We start from the raw sequence: 15,789 nt of genomic DNA, 5'->3' as shown, positions 1-15,789 counted from the left end.
CGCGAGCCTGTCCAAGCGGAAAGACGCTCATGCCGACCGAACTCAAAATGCCCGCCCTGTCCCCGACGATGGAAGAGGGCACGCTCGCCAAATGGCTCGTGAAAGAGGGTGACGAGGTAAAGTCCGGAGACATTCTCGCCGAAATCGAGACCGACAAGGCGACGATGGAGTTCGAAGCCGTCGATGAAGGCAAGATCGCGAAGATCCTGGTTCCCGAGGGTACGGATGGCGTGAAGGTCGGCGCTCCGATCGCGATTCTGGCAGGCGAGGGCGAGGACGTTTCGGCAGCGGCTCCCAAGGCCGACACGGCTCCGGTGGAAGCTCCCAAGGCGGCAGCGCCGGCTCCCAAGCCCGATGCAACGCCAAAAAGCGCCCCCGAACAGGCACCCGTTGAGACTCCGCCACAGCCCGCAGCCGCGCCGCGCGCCGAAGGCGACCGCGTAAAGGCGTCTCCGCTGGCCCGCCGGCTTGCGCAGGCCCAGAACATCGATCTGAACGTGCTTCAGGGCACGGGCCCGGGCGGGCGCATCGTGCGTGCGGACATTGACGCCGCCGTCGGCAAGGCTCCCGCTGCGGCGCCGGCCGGGGCGCCTGCTGCCGCACCCGTGCTTGCGACCCATGCAGTGCTCCCGGGTGTCATCGAGCAGGCGATCCCGCACGAGGCGATAAAGCTTTCGAATATCCGCAAGACGATCGCTCGCCGCCTGACGGAATCGAAGCAGCAGATCCCGCACATCTACCTGACCGTGGATATCCAGCTCGATGCGCTTCTGAAGCTCCGCGGCGAACTCAACGCGGGCCTCGAAAGCCGTGGCGTAAAGCTGTCGGTCAACGACCTCCTCATCAAGGCACTCGCTCAGGCGCTGATCGAAGTGCCGGAGTGCAACGTCAGCTTCGCGGGCGACCAGCTGCTCAAGTACAGCCGCGCCGACATTTCGGTAGCCGTCTCAATCCCGGCCGGCCTGATCACGCCGATCATCGTCGGCGCCGACACCAAGAGCGTTTCCGCAATCTCGACCGAGATGAAGGACCTCGCGGGCCGGGCGAAAGAAGGCAAGCTCCAGCCGCAAGAATATCAGGGCGGCACCGCCAGCCTGTCCAACATGGGCATGTACGGCATCAAGCAGTTCGAAGCCGTCATCAATCCGCCGCAGGGCATGATCATGGCCATAGGTGCGGGCGAGAAGCGGCCCTATGTCATCAACGACAGCCTTCGGATCGCGTCGGTGATGTCTGCGACCGGGAGTTTCGATCACCGCGCCATCGACGGCGCAGATGGGGCCAAGCTGATGCAGGCCTTCAAGCGGCTGGTCGAGAACCCCTTGGGCATGCTCGCCTGACCTCCTGTTGCCGGGCCCTAAACAGGTTAGGATGGTGATAGGTGAGGGGCCATTTTATGAAGTGGATGACTGCACTTCTTCTCGGCGGAATCCTGGCATTCGTGCTTCCGCTTACGCTCGGCGGTCAGGAAGGTGGCTGGCTTCATAGCTGGGCGGGGTGGGGACGGTGCGACCGATCAAGGGATCGCCCGGATTCCTGTTCTCGATCCCGCTGTTCCTAGGCTCGGCGTTGGCATTCCGGCTCTTCTTCAATTGGCACACTCGTTGATGGTTCGCATTGCCTGACCGTATTCCCGTCATCCGCGCGACGGCGATGCCGACGCACCTTAATCCCTATGGCGGCGTGTTTGGCGGATGGCTGATCAGCCAGATGGCGCTTGGCGCTGGCAGCGAGGCGTCGCGGGTCGTTCGCGGCAAAGCGGTGCTGGTTGCGGCGGAAGAGCTTCGCTTTAAGGGCGCTCCGAGCGTCGGCGACGAAGTGTCGGTGTACGTAGAGCTGGTTGAAAGCGGGCGGACATCGCTCACCTATGCGGCGGAAGCGATTTCACGCGAGCGGCACGGAGACACCGAGACGCGCGTTGCGTGGGGACGCTTCAAGTTCGTTGCGCTCGACGAGAATGACAGGCCGCGCGAAATAGCGGGACAAGAGGAAAGTAATGGCTGAATCCTACGACGTTATCGTGCTCGGCTCCGGCCCGGGCGGTTATGTGGCCGCGATCCGCACTGCCCAGCTTGGCCTCAAGACCGCGATCGTCGAGCGCGAGAACCTCGGCGGCATCTGCCTCAACTGGGGCTGCATCCCCACCAAGGCGCTGCTTCGCTCGGCGGAGATCTTCCACCAGATTCAGCATGCCGACGCCTACGGGCTCGAAGCGATCAAGGCCGGCTTCAAGATCGACAAGGTCGTCGCGCGCAGTCGTGCCGTGGCCAAGCAGCTCAATCAGGGCGTCACGCACCTGATGAAGAAGAACAAGATCGCCGTGCACATGGGCGAGGGCAAGCTCACCGGGAAAGGAAAGCTTTCCGTTACTGGCGCGGACGGCAAGGCGACGGAACTTGCCGCCAAGCACATCATCATCGCCACCGGCGCGCGAGCGCGCGATCTCCCGTTCGCGAAGGCCGACGGCAAACGCATCTGGACCTATCGCCACGCTATGACTCCGACGGAAATGCCGACCGAGCTTCTGGTCATCGGCTCCGGTGCGATCGGGATCGAGTTCGCGAGCTTCTACGTCGACCTCGGCGCCAAGGTAACGGTGGTCGAAATGCTCGACCGCATCGTTCCGGTCGAGGATGCGGAAGTCAGCGCTTTCCTCGAGAAGCAGGTCACCAAGCAGGGCATGCAGGTGCTGACGTCCGCGGGCGTCGAGAGCCTGACGCCGGACGCAAAGGGTGTCACCGCCAAGATCAAGGCCAAGGATGGCAAGGTCACGGAGCATCGGTTCAGCCATGCGATTGTCGCCGTCGGCATTGTTCCGAACACGGAGAACATCGGGCTAGAGGCACTGAACGTGAAGACGACCAAGGGACACATCGACACCGACCCTATGTGCCGCACGAACGTGCCAGGTATCTGGGCGATCGGAGATGTGACCGCTCCGCCCTGGCTCGCGCACAAGGCGAGCCATGAGGGCGTGACCGCTGCCGAGGCCATCGCCAAGGAACTCGGGAATAAGGATGCGCACCCGCATCCGACCGACCCGAAGAACATTCCGGGCTGCACCTACTGTCGCCCGCAGGTCGCATCCGTCGGCCTGACCGAAGCTGCGGCCAAGGAAAAGGGCTACGAGGTGAAGGTCGGCAAGTTCCCCTTCATCGGCAACGGCAAGGCGATCGCGCTGGGCGAGGTCGAGGGCTTCGTGAAGACGGTATTCGACGCCAAGACCGGTGAGTTGCTCGGCGCGCACATGATCGGCGCCGAGGTCACCGAGCTGATCCAGGGCTATACTGTCGGCAAGACCGCCGAGCTGGTGGAGGACGACTTCATCCAGACCGTCTTCCCACACCCGACTCTCAGCGAGATGATGCACGAAAGCGTCCTCGCCGCCTTCGGCCGCGTGATCCACATCTGAATACGGCCTTTTGGCCCGTTGATCGGTCACCTGTTTCATTTAGCTTCAACCCCGCCGAGTCAGTGCCGAAGGCGAAACGGGGGCATCTTCCTGACCGATTGGGAAGGAACGAGACCATGAAGCCGAAGTTCGTTCTATTCGCCGCCTTGCTGGCGACTACGCCATTCGTGCTGTCGCCCGCGTTTTCACAAGCCGTGATCCCGATCACCTTCGCGAGCGGCGCATCGTCGGCGGCCGTCAACGGCTCGATCAAGGGCTACCAGTTTATCGACTACCGGATAGCCGTGCGCGCGGGCCAGCAGATGAACGTGTCACTTCGCACGACCCGCGGCTCGCCATATTTCAACATTCTCGAACCCGGATCGAAGGATGCTGCGATCTACAACAGTTCGATGGGCACGCAGACTTTCAGCGGAACAACCGCCAAGAATGGCGCGTACACGATCCGCGTCTATCAGATGCGTGCCACCGCGCGGCGCGGCGAGGTCGCAAGATATCGGCTCGACGTTGCGGTCGGCGGCGGACGCCTCGGCGCGGGTCATGCCAATGCGCCGCCGCATCATCCTGGCGACGCGCTTGTCCCTGGAACTCCCTATCACGCGACGTCGCTTGTGCGCTGCCGGACAGTCCTGAATGCCGCCTTCGGCATGTGCAAGGCCGGGGTCGTCCGTCGCCCGGGATCGGCCACGCTCCATCTCGACACTCCCGACGGCGGCGAGCGCACGATCCTTTTCCGCAACGGGCGGGCCGTTTCGAGCGACGCTTCCGCGCCGTTCCGCGTCGAGCGCCGGGATGATACCAGCGTTATCCGGATCGGCGCGGTCGAGATATACGAGGTTCCGGACGCACTGCCTTTCGGCGGCTGAGGCTGGACAGCATCGCCGGGGTCGCTAGCGTCGGCGCGTGACCCAAGCGACCGGGACGCATCATTTCGTGCCAGACCCCCGCAACGCGGAGGTGCTGATCGACGTCAACGGCGCGCTCGTGCCGCGTCCACAGGCGACGGTGTCGGTCTTCGACAGCGGGTTCATGCTGGGAGACGGCGTTTGGGAAGGGTTGCGGGTCCACCAGGGTCGAATCGCGTTCCTCGATCGCCACCTCGACCGGCTCTATCGCGGGGCAAAGGCGATCGCGATGGACATCGGCGTGTCGCGCGAGGACCTGGAGCGGCGGCTGTTTGCCCTGCTCGACGCCAACAGGATGGATGGCGACGGGGTCCATATTCGCCTGATGGTGACGCGCGGCATTCGCTCGACTCCTTATCAGGACCCGCGAGTGGTCATTTCCCCGGCGACAATCGTCATCATTCCGGAGTGGAAGGAGCCGGTCCCGGAAACCGCGACGCGAATGCTGAAGCTGTTCACCGTTCACGTGCGCCGCGGCTATCCGGACGTGCAGGATCCGAAGCTCAACAGTCACAGCAAGTTGAACTGCATCACTGCCTGCATCCAGGCTGCCGAGGCGGGCGCGGATGAGGCGCTGATGCTCGATCCTCACGGCTTCGTCGCAACTTGCAATTCCACCCATTTCTTCATCGTTCGCAACGGCGAGGTGTGGACGTCGAGCGGCGACTATTGCCTCGACGGCATCACGCGCGGGCTGGTGCTGGAAGTTGCGCGAGAGGCCGGCATTCCTGCGTTCGAGCGCAACTTCTCGCTGACCGACGTTTATGGCGCGGACGAGGCGTTCACGACCGGCACGTTCGCGGGCGTCGCTCCAGTCGGCACCATCGACGGACGGGTGATCGGTTCCGAGCGCGGACCGATGGTCGAGCGGTTGCAGCAGCTTTACCGCAAGAAGCTCGGCCAGGACGTATCGGGACGCAATCGTCAGTGACCCGGCGCATCGCCATGTGGTCGGGCCCCGGAACATCTCGACCGCAATGATGCGCAGCTTTTCATCCCGCCCGATTGCTTCGTCAGCGACGAGCCCTTCTATGGCGCCTTCCTGAAAGAGTCTGGCGCGGACCATCCGATGCGCGACGCGGTAATCGCGTCGATGGAGACGGACTGGCACCGAATTGCCGAAGCGATGGCAGGCGATCCGCCCGACGATTCCCCGCTCTGGTATCAGAAGCAAATGGCGCATCACATGGTGGGACCGGTCGCGCCAGACGACATCCGCAATGTGACCCATGCTTTCCTGATCCGCGATCCACGACGCATGGTCGCGTCCTACGCCCGCAAGCGTGAAACGGTGGAGGCAAGCGATCTCGGCGTTCGTGTCGTTCGCGAGTTCTTCGACCGCGAGTCCGACAGGCTCGGGGTCCGCCTCCGGTGGTGGATTCGGCCGATGTTCTGGCCGACCCGGCGGGCACGCTGTCGGCGCTCTGCAATGCGCTCGAAATCCCTTGGAGGGAAGCGATGTTGCACTGGTCAACTGGCCGTCACCCGGAGGACGGGGTCTGGGCGTCGCACTGGTACGGCCGTGTCGAGGCCAGCACCGGTTTCGAGGGCGAGGAAGACGCCGAACTTCCGGTGCTCGATGCCCACTTGCAAGCGGTCGCCGATGCCTGCGAAGAAGATTACCAGGCTATGGCTCGATTTCGCTTAGGGGTTCCAGATGATCCGACGTGTCGTTCTTTCCCTCCTCGCTGCTTCTGCAGTCGTTTCCCCCGCGACGGCGGCGACGGTGATTACAGGCGAAAGGATGCTCGACGTCGAGACCGGGCGCTACGTGCCGAACCCGGCGATCTTCGTCGACGACACCGGTCACATCACGTCGATCGCCGATGCACGTACGGTGCGCTGGGGCGCCGACGTCAAGCATATCGATCTCGGCAACCGGACCCTGCTTCCCGGCCTGATCGACATGCACACGCATCTCGGGCCGGCGGACATCGGCGGCTACCGCTTCCTCGAATATACCGGAAGCTTCTGGCCGGCCGTCGCGACTAGCACCGCCCGCGACATGCTCAATGGCGGCTTCACGACCATGCGCGTGGTCGGATCGGGCGAGTGGGCGGACGTCGGTCTGAAGCAGGCCATCGAGGCCGGTTACGTCGTCGGCCCGCGCATTGTTCCGGCCGGCCATGCGCTTGGCGCCACTGGCGGCCATTGTGACGACACCTATCTCCCGCCCGAGCTCCAGAAAAAGGAGAAGGAAGAGGGCATCGGCGACAGCCCGGAGGAGCTGAAGTACCAGGTTCGCCGCCAGCGGAAGTTCGGGGCCGAGGTGATCAAGGTTTGCGCGACGGGCGGCGTCTTCTCGCGCGGCGATACGCCGGGGCAGCAGCAGCTCACCGAGGATGAGCTTCGCGCCATCGCTGACGAGGCGCATATGCAGGGCCTTCGCGTCGCCGCCCATGCGCACGGCGCCAGCGGCATCAATGCCGCGATCCGCGCCGGTATCGACACCATAGAGCACGCCAGCCTTCTCGATGACGAGAGCATCAAGCTCGCAAAGGCGCGCAAGCGGCCGGTCTGGTTCTCGATGGATATCAAGAACACCGACTACACGCAGGCAGAAGGCCGCAAGAATGGCGAGCTTGAGGAGAACATCCGCAAGGACCGCGAGATCGGGCAGGCCCAGCGCGACAATTTCCGCAAGGCTCACCAGGCCGGCGTTCGCATGATCTTCGGGTCTGATGCGGGGGTCATGCCACACGCAATGGTGGGTCAGCAGTTCGCGGTCATGGTCCAGTACGGAATGACCCCGCTCGAGGCGATCCAGGCCGCGACCAAGAATGCGTCGGAGGCCCTCGGCCGCAACGACGTCGGCGAGATCCAGGTCGGCCGCTACGGCGATATCGTGGCGGTAGACGGCGATCCGCTCCGCGATATCCGGGTCCTTGAGCGCCCGGCTGCCGTCGTGAAGGGCGGCGAACTGGTGCCTCCGGGCCACTAAGCCTTTCGTCCGTATTGAGCCGCTCCCCGCGACGAGCGTTGTGGAGGAATGGCAGAGATCGATCGCGACAAGGTCCGCAAGGACTTCGACGAAGCAGTGAACATGACCGCTTCGGAGCTGAAGAAATGGCTGGACACCAAAGAGAGCCGCGCGGTCGGCTGGAGGGCCAAGGGCGGCAAGGGAACGGGCGAAAGTGTCGGCCACGCCAGCGGCCGGCGCATTGTCGACATCCTCGGTAAGAAGAAGGTCGAGCTAAGCGACGACGACTATGCCCACATGCGAAAGGTTGTCGGTTACGTGCGCCGTCACAGGGCGCAGGAGCCCGCCAATATTGCGACCTCGCGCTGGCGCTATTCGCTCATGAACTGGGGCAACGATCCGTTGAAAAGCTGAGATGGCTGAACAACATGGCTCGGCGACGGTTGTGCGTTCTGAACGAGTATCCAGCGAACGAAGAGGGCATCTCATGAAGCGGGGTTTTTGCGACGATATCGAGCGGCTGACGGTCGACAATGAGAACTTCCGCCACGTCATTTATACCGGGCAGCATCTGCAGCTCGTGCTGATGACCCTCCAGCCGGGCGAAGAGATCGGTGAGGAAGTCCACGAGGACCGCGATCAGTTCTTCCGGGTCGAGGAAGGGCAGGGATCGGTGGACATCGACGGCCGCGAAAATCCGGTGATGGACGATTTCGCCGTGATCGTTCCCGCTGGCGCTCGCCACAACGTGCGCAACACGGGGACCGAGCCACTTCGGCTCTACACGATCTACGGCCCGCCCGAGCACAAGGACAAGATCGTCCAGCGCACGAAGGAGGACGCCGAAGCGCGTCATCACAAGGAAGAATGGGACGGGGCGACAACCGAATAGTTTCACCCCCGTTGCGTCCGGCAAAGGCGGCCTTAAGGTGCCGCCATGCTTCACCGCTTGCTGATCTCAGTCGCCCTCGCTTCGTGCACTTCCGCCGCATTCGCTGCACCGACCTACATCCATGCCGGCCGGTTGATCGCCGTTCCCGGCAAAGCGCCGCTCGGGCCGTCGACGATCGTCGTCGACAATGGCCGGATCGTGGAGGTGCGCCACGGTCATGTTCCCGCGCCGGCCGGGGCGACGACGATCGAACTTGGTGACAAGACCGTCCTTCCCGGTCTGATCGACAGCCACGTTCATCTGGTCAGCGACAGGGGCGGGGAGCAGGCGCTCCTGGCCGAGGTTCGCGACGACATGCCCCTGCATGCGCTCGAAACCCAAATGAACGGCATGAAGACGCTTCGGGCCGGCTTCACCACCGTCCGCAATCTCGGGGACGATCATGGCGATACGCTGGCGCTTCGTGAAGCGGTGAAGCGCGGCTGGGTACAGGGACCGCGCATCGTGGATGCGGCTCAGTCGATTTCGACCACCGGCGGGCACATGGACGGCCGCGGATCGCTGAACGACGACCTTGTCGCACATTGGAATCCGAGCCCCGAAAACCTCTGTGACAGCGTCGAAAGCTGCCGCCGCGTCGTTCGCCGTCAGATCGACCGCGGAGCGGACGTCATAAAGTTCGCGACCACCGGCGGCGTGAACAGCGGCACCGGCCTTGCCACGCGCATGTTCGATGACGAGGCCAAGGCGCTCGTCCAGACCGCTCATGCTTACGGCCGGAAGGTCGCCGTGCACGCGCATGGTGCCGACGGCATCAAGCTCGCACTACGTGCCGGAGCAGACTCGATCGAGCATGGCACGGTAATGGACGACGAGATCATCAAGCTCTTCAAGCAGGCCGGCGCTTATTACGTGCCGACGCTGTCGACGGTTAACGGCTATATCGATCGGCTCACCAAGGACCCGAACGCCTACACCGGCGCGGTGAAGCAGCAGATCGAGTGGCGGATCGGAATCACCGGTCAATCGGTGAAGAAGGCCTATCCGGCGGGCGTGAAGATCGCCTTTGGGACCGATGCCGGTGTTTCCAAGCACGGCAAGAATGCCGACGAATTCGAGATGCTGGTGAAGTTCGGAATGCCGCCGGTCGAGGCTATCAAGGCGGCGACGGTGAACGCCGCCGATCTACTGGGACTGTCGAACGAAGTGGGCACGGTCGAACCAGGCAAATCAGCCGATATCATCGCCGTGGCAGGCGATCCGCTGACCGACGTGACGGTCCTGAAGAATGTCGCGTTCGTGATGGCGCGCGGCGACGTCGTGAAGAACCAGCAATGACCTTCGCTCTTACGCGCCGGACGGCGATCGCGTCCGGGCTCGCCGCAATTGCGGCGCCCGCCATTGCGATTGAGCCGCCCAGGGACATAACCCTCCAGCAGGACTTCGACGAGCTGTGGGAGACGCTGCGCGATCGGTATGCTTTCTTCGGCGATAAGGCGACGGATTGGGACCGGGTCCGCGCAATCTATCAGCCACGGTTGGCGGCAGTCGGCGACGACGAGGAAAAGTGGAACCGCCTGCTTCTCGCCATCACGGATGAGCTATACGATGGGCACACGCATTTTTCCTCGCCGGTGCCCGGACTTCCGCGCTGGCCGCTGTCCGACGTTTTCGTTGGTGAGACGCCGGCGGGTGTCGAGGTTCGTGCGATCCGGGATGGCTCGGCCGCGATGGATTCGGGCATCGGGATCGGCGACGTCGTTCTTGCGATCGACGGCGTGCCGTTCGCCCAGGCCGCTGCTGCGCGAATGCCGCGAGCGCTTGCGCGGCCTGATCCCGAGGCGCGCCGATTTGCAATCAACGCGGCGGTCGGCGGCAATCGCGATCGTGCCCGCAAGCTTCGGCTGCGCTCCAAGGACGGCAGCGTGCGCGACCTCCTCCTGCCGTTTAAGCCTTTTGCGGACCGGGCGTCGATCAATCACCGGAAGCTCGACGAGGGTTTCGGCTATATCGCGATCACGTCGTTCGGCGACAGTGAAGCGCCGAAAGCGTTCGATGCTGCGCTCGAGCAGTTGAAGGACACTCCTGGCCTCATCATCGACGCGCGCGACAATGGCGGTGGCGACACGGCAGTAGCCCGGCCGATCATGGGCCGTTTCATAAAGGAACGTCGTCCCTATGCACTGATGCGGCGTCGAAGCGGACAGGGCTTCGGCTTGACTGACCCATGGACCGAATATGTCGATCCGCAGGGGCCTTTCACTTACGAAAAGCCGGTCGTCGTGCTCCAGAACCATTGGAGCGCGAGCATGGCTGAGGGCTTTCCGATGGGCATGAAGGGCATCCGTCGGGCAGTGACAGTCGGGACCGAGACGATGGGACTTGGAGCGGCGGTCTTTCCGCTGCGGCTCGACCGCACGGGCATCTCGATCAACTACAGCGCGGAGCCGGTTTACGACGTGAAGGACAATCCGCGCTGGAAGCTGAAGCCGGATATTCCGACGACGCCCGGCGCGGACATCCTCGCGGCGGGAGTTAAGGAGCTTAAGCGTCTCGCCAGCCGTTGATTGGCGTCCATGGGCTCAATTCCAATATTCGACGTCCAGGCAACCGCAGACGGCGAAGCGACCGATCTGGCCGTGCGCGAAGGCGATGGCCCGGATCGCTGTTACCGAATTGCCGGCGGTGAGCAGGCGGATTACGCGCGCTTCTTTGCCGAGCTTGCCGCCGACTTTGGAACGAGGGCGCCGGTGTCTTCCGAGGCTCCGCGAGCCGCGCCGACAGGCGTGCCGTGGAAGGCGCTGATCTCGGAAAATCTAAGCGAGCTTACGAGGGCTGGTTATGGCGACCCGGCTGTCCTGAAGGTCGATGACGGCTGGATCCTGACAGCGACGTCGAACGATGCACTGGACGCCTTCCCGATCCTCCATTCCCGAGATCTCGAGAATTGGGATCATGACGGCTTCGTGTTTCCCGAAGGCAAGGCTCCCGCATGGGCACGGCATGGCAAACGCACGGGAGATTTCTGGGCACCTGAAATAGCCAAGATCGGGGACGAATATTGGCTCGTCTACACCGCCCGCGACCAGAGCGGGGCGCTCGCGATCGGCCTGGCACGCGCCGCTTCGCCCTTTGGACCGTGGTCCGACAATGGCTCGCCGATGGTTACCGGCGGCAAGATGCTTACGCCGGGCGGTCCGGCGAGCGGCGGTGTGATCGACTCCCACATCTTCGTCGATGATGACGGCGCGCCCTCCTTTTCTGGAAGAACGACACGAACGGTCTTTGGCCGCGACCCCTCGCCGGGTTGCTGCGCGAGCATCCCGATCTCGTCGAGACACTGTTCGAAAGCGATCGCGACCGCCGGACCGCCGCCTTTGCCGCTGCGATCCAGCCGTGGGCCAATACCCGCCGATCGATGGAGCGCTTCTTCTGGATGCAGCCGCTGATCGAGGCTGCGCTCGACAATTGGTCGCGCGTGAAGCCCGCGCTCATCGAGTTCGGACAGGCGAGCGATATCGTCGAGGCGATGCGGACGCCGATCCACGCGCGGAGGCTAGCTGCGGACGGCCGATCATTCACGGGTGAGGAGCAGGTTGTTCTTGCCAATGACCTCGATTGGGAAGGGCACCTGATCGAGGGGCCGTTCGTCACGAAGCAGAACGGCCGTTACTGGATGTTCTATGCCGGAAATGACTTCTCGACGCCGGCCTATGGCATCGGGGTGGCGGTCGCCGACCATCCGCTTGGCCCATACGTCAAGCGAGCTGAGCCGCTGCTGAAGTCAAACAGCCTGTGGTGGGCGCCGGGCCATGCCTCTGTTGCGCCGGGCATGGAGGGGAAGCCGCAGTTGTTTTTCCACGCCTTCTTCCCGGGGAATTCGGGCTACAATGCATTCAGGGCGCTGTTGACCGTCGGGCTGGAGTTTGGCCGCGACGAAGTGACCCTGAGAGAGATTTGAGAGGGTGGGCGCGGCTCGCGACCGCGCCCGGCGGAAGCTACTCCTTCAACATCTTGTCGATGTCGACGTGCTCCCTGGCCCACTCGGCCTTGGTCTTGCATTCCTGCGCCCGGACGCGGCTTCCGACGACGCTGTCGTACGAAAGGCAGTATTTCTTCTGGTCGACCGTGGTGCTCTTGTCGGATTTCGGCGCGTCGGAGTTCTGTGCGCCCGCCGGAACGGCGATCAGGGCCATCCCGACCGCAACGAGTACATTCTTGCTTGTCATGATCCTGCTCCCTTTGAACGGAGCCATGGATGGACCGCATGGGATCCAGATGCTCTTCGGTTTCGACCGGACGCGAGCCGCCGTCGATCAAGTCCGTTTGTCGGCTTGCCCTGCGCATTCGTCGGCTCAATCGGTTTCGGAGAGCCACCCGTTGACCCTCCGGCGGTCCCTCGCTATGTGGCCGCTCGTCCGCGGGCTGCGATTCCGTTCCCCTGAAGGACAGAGCTGAACATTGCTCAACGACGTGAAGGCCGGGTGGCTGGCGGCTACCAGGTGTTCACGCTTTTGCGTTGCGCAAAGTAACCGCCGGGTCTTCCGGCAACATAAAGGTGAAGGGCTTCATGCCAACGATCAACCAGCTGATCCGCAAGGGTCGCGAACCGCAGAAGGCCAAGTCCAAGGTTCCTGCGATGGAACAGAACCCGCAGAAGCGTGGCGTTTGCACTCGCGTTTACACGACCACCCCGAAGAAGCCGAACTCGGCGCTTCGTAAGGTCGCCAAGGTCCGTCTGACGAACCAGCGCGAAGTCATCAGCTATATCCCCGGCGAAGGCCACAACCTCCAGGAGCACAGCGTCGTGCTGATCCGTGGCGGCCGTGTGCGCGACCTTCCGGGTGTCCGCTACCACGTGCTTCGCGGCGTTCTCGACACCCAGGGTGTCAAGGACCGCAAGCAGAGCCGTTCGAAGTACGGCGCCAAGCGTCCCAAGTAACCACGCACGAGTAAGCCCGGACAAGTTCCGGAACAGGCTGAAGAGAAAGGAACAGTCCAATGTCCCGTCGTCGCCGCCCAGAAAAGCGCGAAATCCTTCCCGATCCCCGTTTCGGGGACATCGTCCTGTCGAAGTTCATGAATTCGGTCATGCTCGACGGCAAGAAGTCGGTCGCCGAAGGCATCGTCTATGGCGCTCTCGACAATGTCGAAGCTCGCCTGAAGAAAGACCCGATCCAGGTCTTTCACGACGCCCTCAACAATGTGAAGCCGGGATCGAAGTCCGCAGCCGCCGCGTCGGCGGTGCGACTTACCAGGTCCCGTGGAAGTTCGCGTCGAGCGCGCTCAGGCGCTCGCCATTCGCTGGCTGATCTCGGCCGCTCGCGCCCGCTCTGAAAAGACGATGGCCGCGCGTCTGTCGGGCGAGCTGATGGATGCCTCGCAGAACCGCGGCAATGCCGTGAAGAAGCGCGAGGACACGCACCGCATGGCCGAAGCGAACCGCGCGTTCAGCCACTACCGCTGGTAATTTTCATACCTATATCTGGGGAAGCCGGATCCGCCGGCTCCCACATCGCTAAGGAAGCAAGTAAAATGGCCCGCAGCCATCCGCTCGACCGCTATCGCAACATCGGCATCATGGCGCACATCGACGCCGGCAAGACGACGACGACCGAGCGCATCCTCTATTACACCGGCAAGTCCTACAAGATCGGTGAAGTCCACGAAGGCACCGCCACGATGGACTGGATGGAGCAGGAGCAGGAGCGCGGGATCACGATCACGTCGGCCGCGACGACCTGTTTCTGGAGCGCTGACGAGGGCAAGGGCCCGAGCATCGCATCAACATCATCGACACGCCTGGCCACGTCGACTTCACCATCGAAGTCGAGCGTTCGCTGCGCGTGCTCGACGGCGCGGTTGCCTGTTTCGACGGCGTTGCCGGCGTTGAGCCGCAGTCGGAGACCGTTTGGCGCCAGGCCGACAAGTATGGCGTTCCGCGGATGTGCTTCATCAACAAGCTCGACCGCACCGGTGCCGACTTCTATTATTGCGTCCAGTCGATCATCGACCGCCTCGGCGCGCGCCCGGCGGTCTTGTATCTTCCGATCGGCATCGAAGGCGGCTTCAAGGGCCTCGTCGACCTGGTCGAGAACCGCGCAATCATCTGGCTTGAAGAGAGCCTTGGCGCGAAGTTCGAATATCAGGAAATTCCGGACGACTTGAAGGGCAAGGCCGCCGAAGCGCGCACCAACCTCATTGAACTTGCCGTTGAGCAGGACGATGACGCGATGGAAGCCTATCTTGAAGGCAATGAGCCTGACGTCGCGACCCTGAAGAAGCTTATCCGCAAGGGCACGCTCGGAATGGCGTTCGTTCCGGTCGTCTGTGGCTCGGCGTTCAAGAACAAGGGCGTTCAGCCGCTGCTAGACGCGGTGGTCGACTATCTGCCGAGCCCGCTCGACGTTCCTGCGATCAAGGGCATCCTGCCCAACGGCGACGAGGATTCACGTCCGTCGGACGACAATGCGCCGTTTGCCGCGCTGGCCTTCAAGATCATGAACGACCCATTCGTGGGCACGCTGACCTTCGCTCGTATTTACTCGGGCACGCTCGAGACTTCGTCGCAGGTCATGAACAGCGTCAAGGACAAGAAGGAAAAGGTCGGCCGCATGCTGCTGATGCATGCCAACGACCGTGAGGACATCCAGGTGGCATACGCTGGCGACATCGTCGCGCTCGCCGGCCTCAAGGACACGACCACCGGCGACACTCTGTGCGCCACGAACGCGCCGATCATCCTCGAGCGGATGGAATTCCCCGATCCGGTCATCGAGCTCTCGGTCGAGCCCAAGACGAAGGCCGACCAGGAGAAGATGGGCGTGGCGCTCAACCGCCTTGCCCGCGAGGATCCGTCATTCCGCGTGTCGACCGACCATGAATCGGGCCAGACGATCATCAAGGGGATGGGCGAGCTCCACCTCGAGATTCTCGTCGACCGCATGAAGCGAGAGTTCAAGGTCGAGGCCAACGTGGGTGCGCCGCAGGTCGCCTATCGCGAATATCTCGCGAAGCCGGTCGAGCTGACCTACACCCACAAAAAGCAGTCGGGCGGCTCCGGTCAGTTCGGCGAGATCAAGATCGCGGTCGCCCCGGGCGAGCGCGGTTCGGGCTTCCAGTTCTTCGACGAGATCAAGGGCGGCAACGTTCCGAAGGAATATATCCCGTCGGTCGAGAAGGGCCTGCGCGAGACAGCCGAGACGGGTTCGCTGATCGGCTTCCCGATCATCGACTTCGAAGTTCACCTGATCGACGGCAAATATCACGACGTCGACTCTTCGGCGCTGGCGTTCGAAATCTGCGCCCGCGGTGCAATGCGCGAAGTGGCCCAGAAGGCCGGCATTAAGCTGCTCGAGCCGATCATGAAGGTCGAGGTCGTTACGCCTGAGGATTATCTCGGCGACGTCATCGGCGACCTCAACTCGCGTCGCGGGCAGATCCAGGGCACTGACACGCGCGGTAACGCGCAGGCGGTGGAAGCGATCGTCCCGCTGGCGAACATGTTTGGCTATGTGAACCAGCTCCGCTCCTTCACCCAGGGACGCGCGCAGTACACGATGCAGTTCTCGCACTACGAAGAAGTGCCGCAGAACGTCGCCGACGAGGTGAAGGCCAAGCTGGCGTAACGGATTTTTGTTAGCTATGGGCGCGTCCGCGA

The 15,789-nt window shown here is 63.1% G+C and carries 14 protein-coding genes and 4 pseudogenes; 17 read left to right on the top strand and 1 reads right to left on the bottom strand.

The genetic code is table 11. The features are described from left to right. The first annotated feature begins 29 nt into the window (after positions 1 to 29). The 14 genes and pseudogenes from H9L14_RS10010 (at position 30) to H9L14_RS09950 (ending at position 12,090) form a co-directional block, all read left to right on the top strand. Entirely contained in the window at positions 30 to 1,340 is a 1,311-nt protein-coding gene (locus H9L14_RS10010; RefSeq protein ID WP_187707984.1) for a pyruvate dehydrogenase complex dihydrolipoamide acetyltransferase, read from the top strand. A 277-nt stretch (positions 1,341 to 1,617) separates the two neighbouring features. Beyond that, positions 1,618 to 2,004, top strand: a complete 387-nt coding sequence (locus H9L14_RS10005) for an acyl-CoA thioesterase (RefSeq protein ID WP_246444073.1) — start codon at positions 1,618 to 1,620, stop codon at positions 2,002 to 2,004. Then, entirely contained in the window at positions 1,997 to 3,412 is a 1,416-nt protein-coding gene (lpdA, locus tag H9L14_RS10000) for a dihydrolipoyl dehydrogenase (RefSeq protein WP_187707983.1), read from the top strand. Before H9L14_RS10005 ends, lpdA begins: the two co-directional genes overlap by 8 nt. Positions 3,413 to 3,528: 116 nt before the next feature. After that, complete coding sequence (locus H9L14_RS09995; RefSeq protein ID WP_187707982.1) at positions 3,529 to 4,278, top strand: hypothetical protein; 750 nt, start codon at positions 3,529 to 3,531, stop codon at positions 4,276 to 4,278. A 37-nt stretch (positions 4,279 to 4,315) separates the two neighbouring features. Then, positions 4,316 to 5,248, top strand: a complete 933-nt coding sequence (locus H9L14_RS09990; protein ID WP_187707981.1) for an aminotransferase class IV — start codon at positions 4,316 to 4,318, stop codon at positions 5,246 to 5,248. A gap of 63 nt (positions 5,249 to 5,311) precedes the next feature. Beyond that, positions 5,312 to 5,599 (top strand): annotated as a pseudogene (locus H9L14_RS16670) (sulfotransferase-like domain-containing protein); the annotation flags it as partial. A gap of 89 nt (positions 5,600 to 5,688) precedes the next feature. Further along, positions 5,689 to 5,838 (top strand): annotated as a pseudogene (locus tag H9L14_RS16665) (sulfotransferase-like domain-containing protein); the annotation flags it as partial. A 136-nt stretch (positions 5,839 to 5,974) separates the two neighbouring features. After that, positions 5,975 to 7,258: a Xaa-Pro dipeptidase gene (locus H9L14_RS09980; protein WP_187707979.1), complete on the top strand. Its 1,284-nt coding sequence runs from the start codon at positions 5,975 to 5,977 to the stop codon at positions 7,256 to 7,258. 48 nt (positions 7,259 to 7,306) lie between these two features. Beyond that, the gene (locus H9L14_RS09975; RefSeq protein ID WP_187707978.1) at positions 7,307 to 7,651 is read left to right on the top strand and encodes a DUF3140 domain-containing protein; all 345 of its coding nucleotides are present in this window, start codon (positions 7,307 to 7,309) and stop codon (positions 7,649 to 7,651) included. Positions 7,652 to 7,724: 73 nt separating this feature from the next. Then, on the top strand, positions 7,725 to 8,129 hold the full coding sequence (locus H9L14_RS09970; protein WP_187707977.1) for a cupin domain-containing protein: 405 nt from the start codon (positions 7,725 to 7,727) through the stop codon (positions 8,127 to 8,129). Between the two features lie 45 nt (positions 8,130 to 8,174). Continuing rightward, positions 8,175 to 9,467, top strand: coding sequence for an amidohydrolase family protein (locus tag H9L14_RS09965; protein WP_187707976.1), 1,293 nt, complete (start codon positions 8,175 to 8,177; stop codon positions 9,465 to 9,467). After that, on the top strand, positions 9,464 to 10,696 hold the full coding sequence (locus H9L14_RS09960; protein WP_187707975.1) for a S41 family peptidase: 1,233 nt from the start codon (positions 9,464 to 9,466) through the stop codon (positions 10,694 to 10,696). Before H9L14_RS09965 ends, H9L14_RS09960 begins: the two co-directional genes overlap by 4 nt. 9 nt (positions 10,697 to 10,705) lie before the next feature. Then, complete coding sequence (locus tag H9L14_RS09955) at positions 10,706 to 11,578, top strand: glycoside hydrolase family 43 protein (RefSeq protein ID WP_187707974.1); 873 nt, start codon at positions 10,706 to 10,708, stop codon at positions 11,576 to 11,578. Further along, a complete protein-coding gene (locus tag H9L14_RS09950; RefSeq protein WP_187707973.1) occupies positions 11,548 to 12,090 on the top strand; it encodes a family 43 glycosylhydrolase in 543 nt (180 codons plus the stop codon). Before H9L14_RS09955 ends, H9L14_RS09950 begins: the two co-directional genes overlap by 31 nt. Positions 12,091 to 12,127: 37 nt before the next feature. Here the strand turns inward: H9L14_RS09950 and H9L14_RS09945 are convergent, their stop codons facing one another. After that, positions 12,128 to 12,358 (bottom strand): hypothetical protein, encoded by a 231-nt coding sequence (locus H9L14_RS09945; RefSeq protein ID WP_187707972.1) that lies wholly within the window; start codon positions 12,356 to 12,358, stop codon positions 12,128 to 12,130. Positions 12,359 to 12,699: 341 nt separating this feature from the next. Between H9L14_RS09945 and rpsL the strand changes: the two genes are divergently transcribed. The 3 genes and pseudogenes from rpsL (at position 12,700) to fusA (ending at position 15,757) form a co-directional block, all read left to right on the top strand. Continuing rightward, complete coding sequence (rpsL, locus tag H9L14_RS09940) at positions 12,700 to 13,071, top strand: 30S ribosomal protein S12 (RefSeq protein ID WP_147044308.1); 372 nt, start codon at positions 12,700 to 12,702, stop codon at positions 13,069 to 13,071. Between the two features lie 59 nt (positions 13,072 to 13,130). Next, positions 13,131 to 13,599 (top strand): annotated as a pseudogene (gene rpsG / locus H9L14_RS09935) (30S ribosomal protein S7). Between the two features lie 65 nt (positions 13,600 to 13,664). Then, positions 13,665 to 15,757 (top strand): annotated as a pseudogene (gene fusA / locus H9L14_RS09930) (elongation factor G). Positions 15,758 to 15,789 lie beyond the last annotated feature (32 nt).

This window comes from Sphingomonas sediminicola (assembly GCF_014489515.1).
Taxonomy (GTDB): Bacteria; Pseudomonadota; Alphaproteobacteria; order Sphingomonadales; family Sphingomonadaceae; genus Sphingomicrobium; species Sphingomicrobium sediminicola.
This window is presented reverse-complemented; position numbering and strand designations above follow the sequence as displayed.